Raw genomic sequence first — 16224 nt, 5'->3', positions numbered from 1 at the left:
TGAGGGTGGTGTCCGGCCCGGATGCTGCTCTACTTTGGCCGCATGTATTCATCCACTGTTCCCTGGAAAGTCCTGTCGGCCAATGTCGGTGTCGGAATCCTCACTCCAGGCTGGACGCTTGACGTGGTTTATCCGGACTTTGCGGAACCGCGGAGTTTCGTTCTGGATGTCGTGTTTGATTCACCCTTTTCGACCATCCCTGTCGTGCATCTCGGCCTCACGGGTTTCGACATGGACCGGCGGGAAAGCTCGCGCATCACGGTGAAAGCCATGAACGTCACGGAGTTCGGCTTTCAGGCGGTCATCTCCACGTGGGATGCGTCGCGGGTGTTTTCCGTGGAGTTCAACTGGCTGGCCATCGGGGCCTGATCACGGCTTGCGAAAGCACCAGGAGCGGTAGGAGAGCTCGCCAGACTTCAGCGCTTCATACACACGCGCGCCCGGCAGTCCGGCAAAGTCGCGGCCAAGGGAGTGCAGAAACTTGGGCAGGCGCTGGCAGATGAGGGCCTCGCTGCGTGCGGCATTGATCTCCATGCCACGCAGCACCTCAGGGCGTATGTCGCGGGTCTGCACGATATCGAGCGGTGATTGGGCGATGGCCTGCTCCCACTCGGCCCATTGATCGCGGAAGCGAAAGTCGGCGTAGAGAAAATGACCGCCCGTTTTCAGCACGCGTGCAACCTTGGCCAGGAAGCCGGGGAAATCGGAATAGCAGTGTGAGGCTTCGACATTGATCACCGCATCAAACGTCTGCGGCGGGAAGGAGAGGGACTGCGCATCTCCCTGTACGAAGCGGAGGCCAGGCACCTGATGGCGCTTCTTGCAGAAGGCGATGCCGGTGGGATTGAGATCGAGCCCCGTGTAGCTCGCGGGACGCAGCGTGCGCGTGAGCCAGGAGGCGCCGCCGCCATGGCCGCAACTCACCTCCAGCACGTTCTTGTCCTGCAGATCCACCTGAGTGGCCACGTGGTGGTAGAGCTGGATGCAGGCGCGATTCGGTTCGTCAGCGGGGTCGAGCTTCAGGCCCACGGGCGGATCCGTTTCAAAGGCGTAGTTCAAAAACAGCACTTCTTCGCTGCGCAGCCGGCGTGTGAGGTAGGGATACCACAGCTGCCAGATGGCTTTGCGGACCGGGCCGATGGAGAAGAGGCGTTCGAGGAGGGACATGGAAGGACAAAGCCTGCGAGATGATGGTGGCGGATGCAACTTGCCAGTTGGCATTCGTTGTGCGGGAATAGAACCGCCGCCTGCGCCTCACACCTGGAACTGCATGCTTTGTCCGCCATGAAAGATCGTTCCCACATTCCCTCCAGCGAGATCACACCTGAGGAGACCTTTCTCAATCGGCGCTTCTTCATGAAGTCCGCCATCTGGGCGGGCTCCATGCTGGCCACGGCGGGGCTGTACCGCACCTTCAGTCCACGGCCCGAGGTGGCGAACACGGGAGCCGCCATCGCCACGGTGGCGGAGCCTGCGTTGCAGACGGCTCTGGCGGCGGATGAGAAGGTGAACTCGTTCACCGACATCGCGGGCTACAACAACTACTACGAGTTTTCGACTGACAAATCCGAGGTGGCTGCAAAGGCGAAGAATTTTGTGACTGATCCGTGGAGCGTGCAGGTCGGAGGACTGGTGCAGAAGCCGCGCACGTTTGATCTCGCGGACCTGCTCAAGTTTGAATCCGTGGAGCGCACCTATCGCTTCCGCTGCGTGGAGGGATGGTCGATGGTCATCCCATGGGTGGGGTTTCCGCTGTCCAAATTGTTGAACCTGGTGGAGCCACTGAGCGCTGCAACGCATGTGGCGTTTGAGACTTATTATGACATCAAACAGATGCCGGACTCACGCTATGCGGGCATTGATCTGCCCTATGTGGAAGGCCTGCGGCTGGATGAAGCGATGCACCCGCTGACGCTGCTGGCCACGGGATTGTATGGCAAGACGCTGCCAAATCAAAACGGGGCGCCGGTGCGGCTGGTGGTGCCATGGAAGTATGGCTTCAAGAGCATCAAGTCGGTGGTGAAGATCACACTGATGGACCGTGAGCCGCCCACGACTTGGAGTCTGGCCAATCCGGGGGAGTACGGCTTCTACTCGAATGTGAATCCCAAGGTGGATCACCCGCGCTGGTCGCAGGCGCATGAGCGGCGCATCGGCGAGATGGGCTCGCGGCCCACGCTCATGTTCAACGGCTATGCGGAGCAGGTGGCGCACTTGTACAAGGGAATGGACCTCAGCGTGGATTTTTGACCTGTATGACCTTCAGCGCAGACACACGATTTCACCGGCAGCTCTTTGTCTTCAATGGGCTGCTGCCCGCCGTGCTCATCCTGATCGACGGCTGGCGCGGCAAGCTCGGGGCCAATCCCGTGGAGTTCGTCACGCGCGCCACGGGTGTGCTGACGCTAGTCTTCCTCATGCTCACGCTGCTGGTGACCCCACTGCGCAAGATCTATGGCTGGAACTGGCTGCTCAAGCAGCGCCGCCTGCTGGGACTGTATGCGTTCTTTTACGGTCTCGCGCACCTGCTCACCTATCTGGCCTATGATCGTGACTGGCAGCTGGGAACCGTGGTGGGAGACGTGTACAAGCGGCCCTTCATTGCCATCGGCATGTTCAGCTTTCTGCTGATGGTGCCGCTGGCGGTCACCTCCACCAATGCGATGATCAAGAAGCTCGGTGGTCCGCGCTGGGCGCAGTTGCATCGCCTCACCTATTACATCACCATCGGCGGTGTGCTGCACTACTGGATCATCGTGAAGTCGGATGTGACGTATCCGTTCTTCTTCGCGGTGGTGCTGGCTGTCCTGCTTGGCTGGCGTGTGGTGGCGAGCATTAAAAAAGCGCGAGGTGCAGCACCTCGCGCTTCGTGAGAATTCCAAGGAAAGATTACTTCTTGGCAGGGGCGGCGTTCCAGACCTTGATGTCGTCAAACCAGCCGCTCTGGCCGGCGACGCCGAGTTCGATCTTGGACTTCGTTTCGTGACCAATGCCAGCCGACTTGAGGAAGGCGACGGCTTTGCCATCGATGCTCACGCGCATTTCATCGCCCACGGTTTCCACCACGACGGTGTATTCCTTGTTCTGCTCCAGCTTCACGGGGAAGGTGGCGCTCTTGCCGGCCATGAGCTTGTTCACTTCGTCCTTCTTGGCGGGGTCTTTGCGCAGTTCCTTGATGATCATGTTCTGGCTGCCTTCGCGCTCATCCATGATGGTCACCTTGTCGAGACGCACCTGGGCGCGGCAGAGGTGGCCGTAATGGGCGGCGGTGTATTTGCGGTCGTCGAATTCCACATCCATCATCGTGCAGCCGTCGAAGCGCATCTTCACCTCGATCACGGTGTCCTTGGTGGGCACTTCCAGGCCGTAAACGGCGGCATGCGCGGTGATCACGGACTTGCCATCCTTGGAGGGCTGGTCCTTCACGCGGGTTTGCGTGCCTTTGAGGGCGTTGTTTTCAAAGACGAAGGTGTCCACCACGCGGTGCCAGCGCTTGTCGTGCTCGCTGCCGTTCATGTCATCGGAGAAGAGCAGTTCCTTCTTTTCGGCGATGGGCTTGGAAGGGATCTTGGGAAGGTCAGCTGCAAAAGCCGCAGCACTGATGAGGAGGAAAGGGGCAAGGAGGGGGCGGATGTTCATGGGCGCAAGGTAACGAGTAAATTTGGCGAGTTCATGCGCTGAAATTGCCGAACTTAAGTCAGCACTTGAGTTTCATGCCCGCGAAGTGTTTGGTCATTGCCTATGAGCCAACCTGCCTGCCCGATGTGCGAGATGAATGATGTCCTGGACCACGCCGACCGCTATGAATGCATGACCTGCGGCCACGAGTGGCCGAAGGAGGCTGCGGCAGACGAGCCGGAAGCTGAACGCGTGGTGAAAGACGCCTACGGTGCGGTGCTCGCGGACGGTGACATCGTGGCGATGATCAAGGATCTGAAGCTCAAGGGCTCCAATGAAGTGCTCAAAGTCGGCACCAAATCCAAGCCCATCCGTCTGGTGGACGGCGACCACGAGATCTCCTGCAAGATGGACGGGATCGCGATCGGCCTGAAGGCCTGCTTTGTGAAGAAGGTCGTCAGCTAGGCGGCCGGCGCAGCAGCCGCTACATTCAGCTTGGGATTGATCACATGGCGCCACCATGGGGGCAGCAGCACCATGGCGATGGCCCAGAAGTAACCCACCGGAAGCTTGGGGGCCTCGGGCTCGGGGTCCAGGAGGTAGTACGGCTTCACCGCGATGTGGTGGTAGGAGTGGTGGCCGACGCGGTAGGTGATGTAGCTGGAGAAAAAGTGGTAGGTGTCCCAGGAGTGTTCCGGTCCGGTCTTTTCATATTCACCGTCCGTCTTTTGGCGCATGAGGCCGTAGTGCTGGATGTAATTGACCGACTCCAGAACGATGTGTGCGCCAAGAATGTGAGCCAGATAAAACAGCGTTCCGTTCGGTCCTGAAACCAGGAACAGGCCGGTCAGGAGCGCCACCTGGCCCAGGGCGTAGATGAGCATTTTGTTCTTCAGCAGGCCCTCACCATTGCAGCGGCGTGCCTCCATTTTCCAGCAACGGATCATGCTGCCGGGAATGGTGCGGAAGATGTAGGAGTAGATGCTTTCGTTCATCCAGGCGGTGTTCTCATCCTGATCCGTTCCGGCGTGGACGTGATGGCTGCGGATGTGAATGAGCTTGTAGTGTGGGTAGAACAAGAAGGTGGTGAGCAGCCGCTGCGTGATTTGATCAAGCGCGTCCTTCCCATGCAGCAGCTCATGCGCCGCGCCAAAACCAATGCCGCCCAGAAGGCTTGCTGAGGCGATGAGGATGCCAATTTCCATGGCATTGAAGCGATCCAGGGACATGGCCATCCAGACGACCGAGGCCATGTAGAACAAGGCGTAAAGGCGGGTGTTCCAGTGCAGCACGGCCAGATGTGCTGGGGTGAACTCGGACTTGTCAAAATGAGCGTCATCCTGCCAGCCGGTGATCCAGTCCAGCAAAGGCAGTGCGACCTGCAAAAAGACAATCGGCAGCAGCAGCCACCAGCCGCCGCCCCAAACACCCAAGGCCAGCATGACAAAGAGAGAATGGGGCAAAAGGCAGAAAAGGACGTGGCGGCTTACCGGCGGCTTGGTCTGGCTTTCAGGGGCGGGGGATTCCATGATGGCGTGATATATAAGGATGCGACTGAGCCTTGAATAGAACGGAACCAAGGCTGCAAGTTCACCTTCAGCATTTCTTGGACCCGGTCAGATAGGATGATGCGAGCGTGTGCCTTCCATGGCCACTAAAACTTTATTTAGCCGGGCGTTTTCGGGAGAAGATGGCGTTAGGGTGGCAGCCACGTACTCTCTCGTATATTGTCTTTTATTATGTCTGAAATATCCACCGCCCCCTCTCCCCAGCTCTTCTTTGAAACGATCAACGCCTTTCAGAAATCGGCGGCCTTGAAGGCCGCGATTGATCTGGGTTTGTTCGCCGCCATTGGCAATACTCCATCGACTGCTGCGGAGATCGCGACGCTCTGCCAGTGCCCGCAGCGCGGCATCCGCATCCTGGCGGACAACCTGACGATTCTCGGATTTCTCACGAAGGAGGGGGCGTCTTACACGCTCACGCCCTCGTCGGCGGTTTTCCTGGTGGAAAGTTCTCCTGCCTACATGGGAGATGCCGTGAAGTTTCTGTTCGCTCCCGGTCTGACGGAAGCCTTCACCGATCTCGCCTCCACCATTCGTCGCGGGCGGCTGCACACGACGGAGGAGGGCACCACGGCGGCCGATCATCCGGCCTGGGTGGAATTTGCCCGCGCCATGGGGCCGATGATGGCACCTACTTCACAAGGGGCGGCGGAGCTCGTGCCGCTGGACCCAGCCCGCGACACTCGCGTGCTGGACATCTCAGCCAGTCATGGGGCCTATGGCATCGCCGTTGCGCTGAAGAATCCGCGTGCGCATCTCGTCGCGCTGGACTGGGAGGCCGTGCTTGCTGTGACGGAGGAAAACGCGCAGGCAGCTGGCATTGCGGACCGCTTCAGCAAGATCATAGGCGATGCTTTCACCGTGGATCTCGGGAGCGACTACGATGTCGTGCTGGTGCCGAATTTCCTGCATCACTTCAACACCGAGGACTGCACGCGCTTTCTAAAACGTGCGCATGCCGCGCTGCGTCCGGGCGGGAAGGTGGTGATCGTGGAATTCGTGCCGAATGCAGACCGCGTGAGCCCGCCACCTGCTGCGAGCTTCAGCCTCGTCATGCTCGGCACCACGCCGGAGGGGGATGCCTACACCTTCGCCGAGTATCAGCAGATGCTCACGGCGGCAGGCTTCCGCGATGCAGAGTTTCATCCGCTGCCGCCCACGGCGCAGAGCGCGGTGATCGCGGTGGCGTGAGGAGAATCACTTCGCGCCAGGGACCAGCCGGCCTTCGTCGATCTCGATGTATTCAAACATGGTCTGCACCGTTCCGGGTGGCAGGCCGATTTCTTCCAGGCGTTCGTTCAGGCGCTGGGTGCCGGCATCGCGCCAGCCGCGCTTGGTCATGAAGGCGTTCCAGACTTCGATCTCCTGCTCGGTGGGCTGGCGGCCTGTCGCGTAGGCCCAGGCCAGCAGGCTTTCATCGCTGCCGCCTTTGAGCGTTTCGGCTTCGAGTGCGGTGTAGTCGATCTTGAGGAACTCGCAGCAGCGCCAGTCAAAGCTGCCTTTCGCAGCGCCACGCATGGGCTGCCAGCCTTCGGGCAGCTTGCCTGCGGCATTGAGGCGAATCTTGTCCAGCATGCGGCCGAAATAGACGAGGCCGTTCACTTGATCGAAAGGGCTGCGGAGTCCGGGAATGAGGGTGGGGTAGGGGAGTGCCATGATGCGGGAGCAAAGCACGGCCCGCGCAGGCCTTCAAGAAACGCCTGCGTGTGCGCAATGGCTTGAAGCGCGCATTGCAAATTGGGCTTTTTAAAAGTATCGGAAGGCATGCGCAGCCAAAAAGTCAGCAACAGAGCCCCCAGACCCTTCAAGACCAAGAATGATCGGTGGTCGGGCGTCCGCGTCCCCAAGGTGATTTTCACCGCTCCCAAGCCCGCAGTGCCTGCTGTCAAAACCGACACTGCTGCCGAGAAGGCTGCGGACAAGGCTGCTGATGGAAAGTAAATCGTGGGGGAAGTGAGCGGCGCGATCTGCAAGCAACTGCAGCGTGGGCGCATGTTGCAGTTCATGGGTCCGCGCGTGCTGTGGGCCTGGTTCAAGTCCACCGTGGCAGGCCATCTGCCAGGGCGGATCAAGGGCGATCCGCTCCAGCTTCCCGGGGCGTTTCTGCTGCATCATGGGCAGGTGATCAAAGGCCACACCTACCGCGATGCCTCGGACCGGCCGGACTACGTAAGGCTCGCGACGCCGTTACAGGCGGTGTGAGGTTTTGTATTCACGACCTTTTGGGTTGCCAGTTTGCGGTGGCTGCGGTGATCGTACTTCATGGCAACTCCTGAGAACGTCCAGATGGCAGCAAACTTCGGTCTCTTCATGCTCGGCGCCGGCGCGCTGGGACTGTTCAGCGGGACGACGCTGGGACGCGGTGGCATGGTGCGGCGTGCGGACGCACCGGGCACGTTTTACACCACCTGCGGCTCTCATCTGGCGGTGGGGGCTTTTTGTTATTTCGGGCAGTATTTTGCGCGGACGGTTTAATGTGAAGGCCTCATGCCACGCCTCCTCCTCATCCTTTTTTTCCTGAGCCTTGGGATCTTCGCTCAGAGTCCCACACCTCACACGGTGATCGTGTTTGGGGATTCCATCACCGCCGGCGGAGCTTTGCCCAAGGCGGAGCGCGGGCATCTCTGGGTGACGCAGGTGCAGCAGCAGTCGGCGGGCGCGCTGACACTGATCAATGAAGGCAAAGGCGGGCGTCCGACGAATTCGCTCCCGGAGTTTGAGGCGATGCTCACACTCCATGCGAAGGCAGACGCGCTCGTCATCGCTCTTGGCATGAATGATTCACGCGACATCACGCCGCCGTGTGTGCCCAAGGCGGTGGCGAATGTGCGGTCGATGATTGTGAAAGCGCGTGCGGCTTATGGCGAGAAACTGCCGGTGCTGCTCGTGGGGCCCTCCAATATCAACAAGGCGGCGCTGGGGCCGACGAAGCCCATCGCCAACGAACGCGAGGCCAAGCTGCGTGAACTCGGCGCTGCGTTTGAGAAGCTTGCGGTTGAAATGAAGTGCGAGTTTGTCAGCCTCTTCGGAGTCGTGCCCGATTCATCCCTGCTCAAAGATGGCGTGCATCCCGATGGCGCTGGGAATGATGCCATCGCCAAGGTGATGGGGAAGAAGTTGAAAGCGCTGCAGTGGTAGCGGTGGAGCAAAGTAGTCCTCCGCTTCGCGAGAGCGCGACAGCGTCTTGGAGTGCGTGCGGCAAGCCTGGGCGCGACGCCGCTTTCGCGGGCCGGACGACAGGCTTAGGCCGAAGAACCCATTGAACCCCGCGAAAGCGGTGTCGTCGAGGCAAGGGTATTGCCCTTGCCTCTATGCCACCGCACTCCAAGACGCTCTCGCGTTCTCAGCATGTGGCATATCCCCTCTCACCGCAGCATCATCCACAGCGTGCTGGAGCCGTGGCCGGGTGGGAAGTCCACGGGGGTGCCGAGCTTGAGGTAGTCGGCGGTGCGGCGCTTGCCCTTCGCACACCAGCGGGCGCTGCGCTCCAGGCTGGCGAGATCGAGCTTGGTGCAGTTCGTGGAAAGCAGGATGGCGCATTTCTGCGCAGCCACTTCCAGCGCGGCATCAAGCAAGTCTTCAATGTGATCTTCCACCTGCCAGCGGCGGCCGTTCTTGCTGCGGGAGAAGGTGGGCGGATCGAGGATGATGGCGTCAAAGCGCTCTCCGCGCACACAGAGCTGGGGCAGCAGCTCTGCGGCATCATCCGCCACAAAGCGGTGCTTCGTTTCTGCGACGCCATTGAGCGCGAGATTGTGCCTGCCGCGATCGAGTGACTTGCGGGACAGATCCACGCTCAGCGTTTCCGCGCCCGCGAGCGCCGCCACCAGCGAGAAGCTGCAGGTGTAGGCAAAGGTGTTGAGCACGCGCTTGGGTTTCAGCGCGTGCAGCTTGGCGCGGTTGAGGCGCTGGTCCAGAAACAGGCCGTGGCTGTAGCTGGCGCCGATGTCGAGTCCGTAACGAATGCCGGCTTCCGTGACCACGGTGGTGAGTGGCAGCGAGGCATCGCCGCTGTGCAGCACGGGCGAGACGCGGTCGGCGTTCTTCAAAGGCAGAAAGCGGTGGAAGACGCGCGCGGGCTGCCAGCCGGAATTCGTGCACCAGGTGGTGAGTCCAGCCGCGAGCAAGTCACGGGCGTCGTCGCTCTTGTAAGAAAGGATCACGTCATCTCCCAGACGCTCCACCCAGCCGCCGGGGCCTGAGGCGAGGCGATGCGCGTTGGTGCCTGCGGCTTCGATCGTTTTGCACTGGGCGGGAGTCATCCATGTCACGGATGGAGAGGCAGGACGTGGGTCGGGGGGAAGGTTCACTGCCTCACTCCTGCCGCAGGAAGGGCGGCGAGGCAATCAGAGTCGGCTGCAGACTCTCCAGGCCTTTTTGCCGGTGTCTCCAGCCTTCCATCTTGCCAAAACCTTTGCCCTTGTGGCATATAGGCCCTGGCTCTGCACAGGTGCGCAGAATCGAACCCTGTTCGCCCAATGAGCACCAAACGACTTTCAAAATGGACGCAGATCAGCTCATAGCAGGCAGTGTTGAAAAGCTGAATTCACAAGGCCGGCAACTGACGACCGGCCTCCTGTCCGTGACGGGAGGATTCATCAAGCTGGACATACCACCGCCGGTCAGTGTGACTGAATGGGCTGCAACTGTCGAGGTGATGGGACTGACTCCGCCACCGTTCATCACCCGATTATACACCGAAGTCGGGGGCGGGCGGGTCGGCCCATTCTATGGAACCTTGTCAGCCGATGATTCTGAGACTGGCCTGGCAAGAACCTATCGGGACCGTGTGGACATGAACAAGCGCTATCCGTCCTGGTTTTGGCCGCCCTCTCTGCTTCCCCTTCTTGATGCAGGCTGCGGAATTTTTTACTGTGTTGACTGCACCAGCAGCGATCTTCAGGTCATCCGTTATGATCCCAATGTGTATGAGCAGCGTCCCAAGGATATGGGGCGGTGTTTCACGACCTGCTCGTTCAATCTTTACGATGTCTGGAACTCATGGCTGACCGAAATGCCACTGCCCGATAAGACCAGGCTGCCCTGGGCCGCCTACGCTGGTTTGGTGCCTGAAGGCAAGCGTCTTCAGAACCGACGGCGGAGGCCAGGCGAGAAAGATCAACTCACCATGGACTTTTAGCTGCGGCTTCATCACCGAGTGCATTTCATGCCCGGTATTTTATATCACACCGCGCTTCACTCCTTCGGCGGCCACTGCGCGCCTGCGAGTTCCTTGGGCAGCTGTTTGGGATCGGTGGGATAAATGAGCGAGAGGTCGGGCTTGGTCGTGGCACCGGGGAGAAATTCGGTTTCCTCGGGTGCGCCGATGATGAGCCAGAGCACTTCTTCAGCGGTGTCGTTAAACACCTGGCGCAGTTGATCCGGGCCGACGTGGACGCCGCCGTGCTTGGGCACGGTGAGTGTTTCATCGCCCACGCGTATGCGGCCCGTTCCTTCGAGGACGAAATAAAACTCCTCGGCGCGGAGGTGCTTGTGCAGGGTGTTCGCGCTCATGGGCGGCATGCGCCAGAGGCGTGCGCCCATGTTTTCGCTGCCGGTGCGCTCCAGAAAGTCTGCGTTCGGGATGCGCATGAGGTTCGACAGACGCCAGGTGAGATCATCCGGCGTGATGAGATGGAAGCCTTGCACGGGGTTCATGAGCTTGCAGAAGTATGCGCCGCCTCGCGCTTCCGCAACTGCCCGCAGGCGGCATCGATGTCCGGCCCACGTGCGCGGCGCAGATGGGCCACGGTGCCATGGGCGCGGAGTTCGGTGAGGAATGCTTCCGTTTGCTCCAGGCTGCTCGGCGCATAGGTGCGGCCACGCAGGCTGAGGCCGGTGGCATTGTAGCGCAGCAAATTCACATGCATGCGCCGTCCATCCAGCAGACGCGACAGATCGCGGGCCTGCGCGAGGGAATCGTTCACGCCATCCAGCAGGCAGTACTGAATGGTGGTGATGCGGCCGCTGCTGGCCTGATAACGATCCACGGCGGCGAGCACGTCCTGCACATCAAAGCGTTTGCCCATGGGGAGCAGGTCGGCACGCGTGGCGTCATCGGGCGCGTGAAGAGACAGCGCGAGATGCACGCCGAGATCCGCCTCGCGCAGTTCATCAATGCCGGGCACAATGCCCACGGTGGAGATGGTGATCTGCCGCCAGCCGAAGGCACCGAGTGTGGGCGCGGCGATGCGCTGCACGGCGGCGAGCACGTTTTTGAGATTGAGCATCGGCTCGCCCATGCCCATGAAGACGATGGTGCGCAGCGTGCGGCCGGCGGCGCGTGCCTCGCGGCGCAGGTGGATGAACTGCTCCACGATTTCGCCGGAGGAGAGGTTGCGTTCAAAGCCCGTCTGCGTGGTGGCGCAGAAGTCACAGCCCATGGCGCAGCCCACCTGGCTGGAGATGCAGCCCGCTGCACGGTCCGGGTGGAAGTCCGGCATCAGCACGGACTCCACGGTGCGGCCGTCATGCAGGCGCAGCAGGAGCTTCGCCGTGCCATCTTCAGACACCTGACGCATGGCGAGGCTGGCGGCGGTGTTGGGAAAGGCGGTATAGAGCTGCTCCTCCAGCTTCTCGGGCCAGAGGAAATCGGTGCGGGTTTTCGGTGGCTGCGCAGCCAGCAGACTGCGGATCACGCGTGGGGCGTGCGCGGTGTTGAAGCCGTGGTCTTGCATCCACGTGCCCAGCTCCTCGGCAGAGAGGTCGGGCAGGGCGCGTGCGATGATGGCGCGGGTGCTCATTTCGATGAAGGGGCGCGTTTTTTCGAGGCCTTGGCCTTGGGATTGAAAGCGAGCGCGAGGTCCACCCAATGACGCAGATCCTGCTCGGAATCGTAGCCTTCCGGATCCACAAAGACATAGCCCTTCATGGGCCTGCCGGTGAAGTCCATCGGCCTGCAGCCAGGACGTTTCAGCGACTCGGCCTCCACGGCAGGATCCAGCCGCGCCATGAGGCGTGCCTGCGTCACGCCGAGGCACATCTTGTCATTCACCATGAAGCACAGCCCGCCCATCATCGACTTCGTAGTGAAGCGAAGGCGTCGGGCGGTGAGCAGATCGGTGATGCGATCCGCAAGTGAAGTGTCGTAAGGCATGGAGGCTCAGCTATGGGGACGGCGGAAGACTTTGCGAGCCTTTTCCACCTTGGCGCGGATGAAGCAACCTTCCGCGTGGTCATTGATGAGACCCATCGCCTGCATGAAGGCATACACCGTCGTCGGGCCGACGAATTTCCAGCCGCGCTTTTTCAGCTCCTTGGAAAGCGCGACGGATGCCGCCGAGGTGGACGCGGTCTGCGGTTCTGCGAGTGTCCGGGCATCCGGCTCATAGCGCCAGACAAAGGCGGCGAGGGAGCCTTCCTGCTTCACCAGCTCCTGCGCACGCCGTGCGTTGTTGATGACGGCCTCGATCTTGCCGCGATGGCGGATGATGCCAGCGTCTTGAAGCAGGAGCGCCACGTCCTTCTCCGTGAAGCGTGCCACGCGGTCGAAATCAAAGTCATGGAAGGCACGGCGGAAATTTTCGCGTTTCGCGAGGATGGTGCGCCAGCTCAGTCCGGACTGGAATCCCTCCAGGCAGAGCTTTTCAAATAGCCGGTGGTCATCCGCCACGGGGAAGCCCCACTCGGTGTCGTGGTAGGCGGGGAATTCCGGTGCGGAGGCGCACCAGTGGCAGCGTTGTTTGCCATCGTCGGTGGAGGTGTGGGTCAGGCTCATGGAGGTTCAGGAGACGAGAAATTGCAGACGCTCATCAGCCATGCCGGGATCGAGCTCGTGGATCTCAGCGGTCACGATGCCCTCGGCGACAAAGGGATCTTCGTTCACGCGCTGCTGCAGTGCGGCGTGCGTGGTCTGGTGCGCGAGGATGCCGCCACCGAGACCGGGCTCAAGACTGCCCGCCAGCAGGAAGACGCCTTCGGCGAAGCCGCGTTTGAGCCAGGCCTTGTGGCCGTCCATGAACTGGCCGGCCTGACTTTTCCTGTCCGTGAACTTGAGGAAGACGATGAACATGAGAGTGGAGTGAGGTGTGGGGTTTGAAGAGGGAAAGATCAGCGGTTGGTGCGGCGGGCGGGCCGTGTGCCGAGGCTGCCGAGCCACGCATGCACACGATGCACTTCCGCGCGGATGAAGGACTCATCGTGGAAGGCCTGCGCCAGAGTGGCGGTGCCCTGGCTCCAGGCCAGCAGGTGCATCGCATGCGCCCTGGATTCGCCGCCGCAGCCGAGCTGCTCGAACTGGCGCTTCAACCAGTCGCGAAAGAGGCTGAAGATCTTGTTCGCATGCGCGAGCGCCGCGTGCTCCAGCTTGGCCAGCTCCGTGCAGAGCGTGCCCACCGGGCAGCCGTGGAGCAGGATCTTCGTGCGATTCATGATGAGGATGTTGATGAAGCTGCTGATGCGCTCGGCCGCAGTGCAGCCCTCAGCCTCCCACTGCTCCAGCATGCCGCGTGTGCGCCGCAGCCGCAGGTCGATCACGGCTTCCAGAATGTCGTCCCGCGTCTTGAAGTGGAAGGTCAGATTTCCGCGCGTGATCTGCACCTCCGCCGCGATGTCCGCGACGGACGTGTATTCGAAGCCCTTCTGGTAAAACAGACGGTCTGCGGTTTCGATGATCCGGTCTCGTGTGGTCGGGGCGCTCATGCGGGCCTGATGCCGCCGAATTAGGACAAATGTCCTAATGTGTCAAGCGCGTGATGCGGCTGAAATTTTCGCCTGAGGCCCGCGTTTCAGCGCCCTCATGACCACGCCTTTTCGTCTTGCCGCCCTGTGTTTTGCCTTCTCGTGCAACGTCCTGCCATCCCATGCCCAGACGGGGGATGCTGACTACAAGCCGGAGCTGTTTCAAAGTTTGAAGCTGGTGTATTCGGACAACTTTGACGGCCCGCTGAACACGGAGCACTGGGAGGTGCGGCAGAGCACCACGTGGGTGGTGAAGGGCGGCGTGCTCACCGGCAGCCCGTCGTCCAAGGACTTTCAGGACAAGAAGAAGGCCAGCGCCGATCCCTCCCACGCGGGGCTGAAGCCCGTCATCTGGCTCAAGAAAGTGCCGGAGAGTTTCGTCTGCGCCATGCGCGTTCGCTACGATGCCACGACCTACCAGAAAGGTTTTCCGCTCTTCGACCTCGGTCACCACCTCCACACCCTGAGCTTCAGCGAGAAGGCCACGACACTGGCGATCAAAAAGAACGTGGAGATCCTGCCCGTGGCGGAGCCGCTCTTTGCGCTGAACCAATGGCATGACGTGGTCATCGAGCTGAAGAAAGGCACCATCCTTCTCAAGATCGACGGCAAGAAGCATGTCTTTGAAAGCAAGAACATCGACATGACCGGCCAGGCGCAGATCGACTTCAAAGCCGTGGATGGCGGCTCCTGCCAGATCGATTCCGTGCGGGTGTGGGAAGGGAAGTAGAAGCAGTCCAGCTGCGTCGCAACGGGGCAGGCCAAACTCCCGTTGTGGTGCAACGGGAGTCTCCTGGGCCCGCATCATTACACGCCTGCGCCGTGCACCTGGATCAGATGCACCTGGAAGATGAGGTCGCTGTTGGCCGGGATGTCGCCCATGGACTGGGGGCCGTAGCCCAGATTGGCGGGGATGTAGAGCAGCCACTGGTCGCCGGGCTTCATGAGCTGCAGCGCCTCTGTCCAGCCGGGGATCACCTGGTTCACGCCAAAGGTGGCGGGGGCACCGCGCTCGTAGGAGCTGTCAAACACGGTGCCATTGGTCAGCGTGCCCTTGTAGTGCACCGTGGCGGAGTCATAGAGCGTGGGGGAGCGCCCGTCCGCAGGCCCGGATGCCAGCACCTTGTAGCGCAGCCCGCTCGGGGTGGAGATCATGCCATCGGTGGATGGCGCGCCGCTGATGGCCGGAGTGGCGGCGGCTTGTGAAGCAGGCTCGGACTTCTTGCCGCTCTCGCAGCTGGTCATGAGAAGCAGGAGTGCGGCGGACAGGGGGAAGGACAATGAAGAGCGTTTCATGGTGACTGCGGTGGGTAGGGTGGTGCGGAGGCGTCGATTGGGATGGGCCCCGTGGTGGCGGAAGATGTGGGCGGGAAACGGCCCACGCGCAACCGGGATGCGTGGTGCTGCAATGAGCTGCGAGCAGGGGAATGGCGGAGGGCTGGGTGAGTGGCGAGATGCTTGGTGGCCTCGCGGCATGGCGTTTTGCGAAACGGATTTCTGGAAAGCGAGCGTGGCGACGCTCGCGGCGGCTTGAGGACAAGCCGCCCTACCTCGCGCTGGGCGCTCTCATATCCAGCGCAGGTAGGGCTGGCTGTCCTCAGCCAGCCGCCGTCGGAGCCCACGATCTTCGAGCAAGAAGCAGCCTGCTAAACGGAAATGAGTTTTGCGAAGCGCTGCAACCCGCTTGGGGGAGGGTTCAGTCAGTTGTGTCAGTTCTGTCAGTGCGTTTTGAAAGAGGGAGCCTTTTTTTCATCGCTCCAGGTGAAGAATTGCATGCCCCAAGTTGCCTTGTGGCTGTGCAACAACGTTCGGCTCCGCATCATCCATGCTTCTTAGGAAACCTCATGCGCCTTGCGGTTGCGGCGCGCCTCCTTGTTCCACAGGACCAGGGCAGCTTTGTCAGACGCTGCCCCCAACCGAGGGGTTTTGGAGGTTTCGGAGGTTTTGGAGGCTCATTTTGAAAGGGGGAGTGTTTTTTCTGAGCTCCCAGGCGGTTGGGGGCGGGAGGTTTTGAGGGTTTTGATGGTTTTGAGGGTTCCTTTAAAAAGGGGGAGTGTTTTTTACACGTGGGGATTCCCGTAGTGGCATGACTCAAGGGGTACTGAATGACGTGCCAGTAGATGCTATCGCATGATATTCACTGGTAATTATCACGGGCATGGCCTCACTTTGTTCCTCTGGCTGAATTCACTGCGCTACGGTTTCTGCCTGCCTACCAGGGGTGAAGGACAGCAGACTAACTAGGCAGTGTTTTAAAACTTCTTGAAAGGCTGCATCCAATCGATGACGGCGGCAAAAGCCAACAGAGAGGTGAAGTGCAAGGCAAGTTTATCGCGGCGCAATGACAAGCAGGCCCAAAGCT

Annotated in this window: 23 protein-coding genes; 11 read left to right on the top strand and 12 right to left on the bottom strand. The window is 60.8% G+C overall.

All coding sequences use genetic code 11. The annotated features are described in order from the left end of the window. The first annotated feature begins 42 nt into the window (after positions 1–42). Positions 43–369 carry an H-type lectin domain-containing protein gene (locus tag WAW39_RS02700; RefSeq protein WP_422315512.1) on the top strand — a complete coding sequence of 109 codons (327 nt, stop codon included), beginning with the start codon at positions 43–45 and terminating at the stop codon, positions 367–369. Here the strand turns inward: WAW39_RS02700 and WAW39_RS02695 are convergent, their stop codons facing one another. After that, complete coding sequence (locus WAW39_RS02695) at positions 370–1167, bottom strand: phthiotriol/phenolphthiotriol dimycocerosates methyltransferase (protein WP_422315510.1); 798 nt, start codon at positions 1165–1167, stop codon at positions 370–372. It abuts the gene before it with no gap. Positions 1168–1284: 117 nt separating this feature from the next. Here WAW39_RS02695 and msrP point away from each other — a divergent pair, with 117 nt between their 5' ends. Together msrP and WAW39_RS02685 are read left to right on the top strand one after the other, a co-directional pair. Beyond that, on the top strand, positions 1285–2250 hold the full coding sequence (msrP, locus tag WAW39_RS02690; RefSeq protein WP_422315508.1) for a protein-methionine-sulfoxide reductase catalytic subunit MsrP: 966 nt from the start codon (positions 1285–1287) through the stop codon (positions 2248–2250). A 5-nt stretch (positions 2251–2255) separates the two neighbouring features. Next, the gene (locus WAW39_RS02685; protein WP_422315506.1) at positions 2256–2873 is read left to right on the top strand and encodes a sulfite oxidase heme-binding subunit YedZ; all 618 of its coding nucleotides are present in this window, start codon (positions 2256–2258) and stop codon (positions 2871–2873) included. A 16-nt stretch (positions 2874–2889) separates the two neighbouring features. Here the strand turns inward: WAW39_RS02685 and WAW39_RS02680 are convergent, their stop codons facing one another. Continuing rightward, positions 2890–3639, bottom strand: coding sequence for a hypothetical protein (locus tag WAW39_RS02680; RefSeq protein WP_422315504.1), 750 nt, complete (start codon positions 3637–3639; stop codon positions 2890–2892). A gap of 102 nt (positions 3640–3741) precedes the next feature. On the opposite strand from WAW39_RS02680, the gene WAW39_RS02675 reads away from it, so the two are divergent. Next, positions 3742–4083 carry a zinc ribbon domain-containing protein YjdM gene (locus WAW39_RS02675; RefSeq protein ID WP_422315502.1) on the top strand — a complete coding sequence of 114 codons (342 nt, stop codon included), beginning with the start codon at positions 3742–3744 and terminating at the stop codon, positions 4081–4083. Here WAW39_RS02675 and WAW39_RS02670 read toward each other — a convergent pair. Beyond that, a complete protein-coding gene (locus WAW39_RS02670) occupies positions 4080–5147 on the bottom strand; it encodes a fatty acid desaturase (protein WP_422315500.1) in 1068 nt (355 codons plus the stop codon). The genes WAW39_RS02675 and WAW39_RS02670 overlap by 4 nt on opposite strands. Positions 5148–5357: 210 nt before the next feature. Here WAW39_RS02670 and WAW39_RS02665 point away from each other — a divergent pair, with 210 nt between their 5' ends. Continuing rightward, complete coding sequence (locus tag WAW39_RS02665; protein WP_422315498.1) at positions 5358–6374, top strand: methyltransferase; 1017 nt, start codon at positions 5358–5360, stop codon at positions 6372–6374. A 6-nt stretch (positions 6375–6380) separates the two neighbouring features. On the opposite strand, the gene WAW39_RS02660 is transcribed toward WAW39_RS02665, so the two are convergent. Further along, positions 6381–6839 carry a DUF5069 domain-containing protein gene (locus WAW39_RS02660; protein WP_422315496.1) on the bottom strand — a complete coding sequence of 153 codons (459 nt, stop codon included), beginning with the start codon at positions 6837–6839 and terminating at the stop codon, positions 6381–6383. Between the two features lie 108 nt (positions 6840–6947). Here WAW39_RS02660 and WAW39_RS02655 point away from each other — a divergent pair, with 108 nt between their 5' ends. The 4 genes from WAW39_RS02655 to WAW39_RS02640 are packed head-to-tail and all read left to right on the top strand — an operon-like array spanning position 6948 to position 8321. Next, the gene (locus WAW39_RS02655) at positions 6948–7124 is read left to right on the top strand and encodes a hypothetical protein (protein WP_422315494.1); all 177 of its coding nucleotides are present in this window, start codon (positions 6948–6950) and stop codon (positions 7122–7124) included. 12 nt (positions 7125–7136) lie between these two features. After that, positions 7137–7385: a hypothetical protein gene (locus WAW39_RS02650; RefSeq protein ID WP_422315492.1), complete on the top strand. Its 249-nt coding sequence runs from the start codon at positions 7137–7139 to the stop codon at positions 7383–7385. A gap of 60 nt (positions 7386–7445) precedes the next feature. Continuing rightward, positions 7446–7658, top strand: coding sequence for a hypothetical protein (locus WAW39_RS02645; RefSeq protein WP_422315490.1), 213 nt, complete (start codon positions 7446–7448; stop codon positions 7656–7658). A 12-nt stretch (positions 7659–7670) separates the two neighbouring features. Then, entirely contained in the window at positions 7671–8321 is a 651-nt protein-coding gene (locus WAW39_RS02640) for an SGNH/GDSL hydrolase family protein (protein WP_422315488.1), read from the top strand. Positions 8322–8548: 227 nt separating this feature from the next. Here WAW39_RS02640 and WAW39_RS02635 read toward each other — a convergent pair whose 3' ends face one another. Continuing rightward, on the bottom strand, positions 8549–9445 hold the full coding sequence (locus WAW39_RS02635; RefSeq protein WP_422315486.1) for a class I SAM-dependent methyltransferase: 897 nt from the start codon (positions 9443–9445) through the stop codon (positions 8549–8551). A 239-nt stretch (positions 9446–9684) separates the two neighbouring features. Here WAW39_RS02635 and WAW39_RS02630 point away from each other — a divergent pair, with 239 nt between their 5' ends. Further along, on the top strand, positions 9685–10323 hold the full coding sequence (locus tag WAW39_RS02630; RefSeq protein WP_422315484.1) for an SMI1/KNR4 family protein: 639 nt from the start codon (positions 9685–9687) through the stop codon (positions 10321–10323). Positions 10324–10379: 56 nt separating this feature from the next. Here the strand turns inward: WAW39_RS02630 and WAW39_RS02625 are convergent, their stop codons facing one another. From WAW39_RS02625 to WAW39_RS02600, 6 genes are read right to left on the bottom strand one after another with little or no spacing between them, the layout of a single operon-like run. Beyond that, positions 10380–10841, bottom strand: a complete 462-nt coding sequence (locus WAW39_RS02625; protein WP_422315482.1) for a cupin domain-containing protein — start codon at positions 10839–10841, stop codon at positions 10380–10382. Then, entirely contained in the window at positions 10838–11926 is a 1089-nt protein-coding gene (gene rlmN, locus WAW39_RS02620; protein WP_422315480.1) for a 23S rRNA (adenine(2503)-C(2))-methyltransferase RlmN, read from the bottom strand. The genes WAW39_RS02625 and rlmN overlap by 4 nt, the downstream gene beginning before the upstream one ends. Beyond that, the gene (locus WAW39_RS02615) at positions 11923–12279 is read right to left on the bottom strand and encodes a TfoX/Sxy family protein (RefSeq protein ID WP_422315478.1); all 357 of its coding nucleotides are present in this window, start codon (positions 12277–12279) and stop codon (positions 11923–11925) included. Before WAW39_RS02615 ends, rlmN begins: the two co-directional genes overlap by 4 nt. A 6-nt stretch (positions 12280–12285) precedes the next feature. After that, the gene (locus WAW39_RS02610; RefSeq protein WP_422315476.1) at positions 12286–12900 is read right to left on the bottom strand and encodes a DNA-3-methyladenine glycosylase I; all 615 of its coding nucleotides are present in this window, start codon (positions 12898–12900) and stop codon (positions 12286–12288) included. 6 nt (positions 12901–12906) lie between these two features. Further along, positions 12907–13194, bottom strand: a complete 288-nt coding sequence (locus tag WAW39_RS02605; RefSeq protein WP_422315474.1) for a YciI family protein — start codon at positions 13192–13194, stop codon at positions 12907–12909. A 38-nt stretch (positions 13195–13232) separates the two neighbouring features. After that, a complete protein-coding gene (locus tag WAW39_RS02600; protein ID WP_422315472.1) occupies positions 13233–13823 on the bottom strand; it encodes a TetR/AcrR family transcriptional regulator in 591 nt (196 codons plus the stop codon). A 97-nt stretch (positions 13824–13920) separates the two neighbouring features. On the opposite strand from WAW39_RS02600, the gene WAW39_RS02595 reads away from it, so the two are divergent. After that, positions 13921–14592 (top strand): hypothetical protein, encoded by a 672-nt coding sequence (locus WAW39_RS02595; RefSeq protein ID WP_422315470.1) that lies wholly within the window; start codon positions 13921–13923, stop codon positions 14590–14592. A gap of 77 nt (positions 14593–14669) precedes the next feature. Here the strand turns inward: WAW39_RS02595 and WAW39_RS02590 are convergent, their stop codons facing one another. Continuing rightward, entirely contained in the window at positions 14670–15158 is a 489-nt protein-coding gene (locus tag WAW39_RS02590; RefSeq protein ID WP_422315468.1) for an FKBP-type peptidyl-prolyl cis-trans isomerase, read from the bottom strand. Between the last annotated feature and the right edge of the window lie 1066 nt (positions 15159–16224).

This window comes from Prosthecobacter sp. (assembly GCF_049294395.1).
In the GTDB taxonomy this organism is placed as follows: domain Bacteria; phylum Verrucomicrobiota; class Verrucomicrobiia; order Verrucomicrobiales; family Verrucomicrobiaceae; genus Prosthecobacter.
This window is presented reverse-complemented; position numbering and strand designations above follow the sequence as displayed.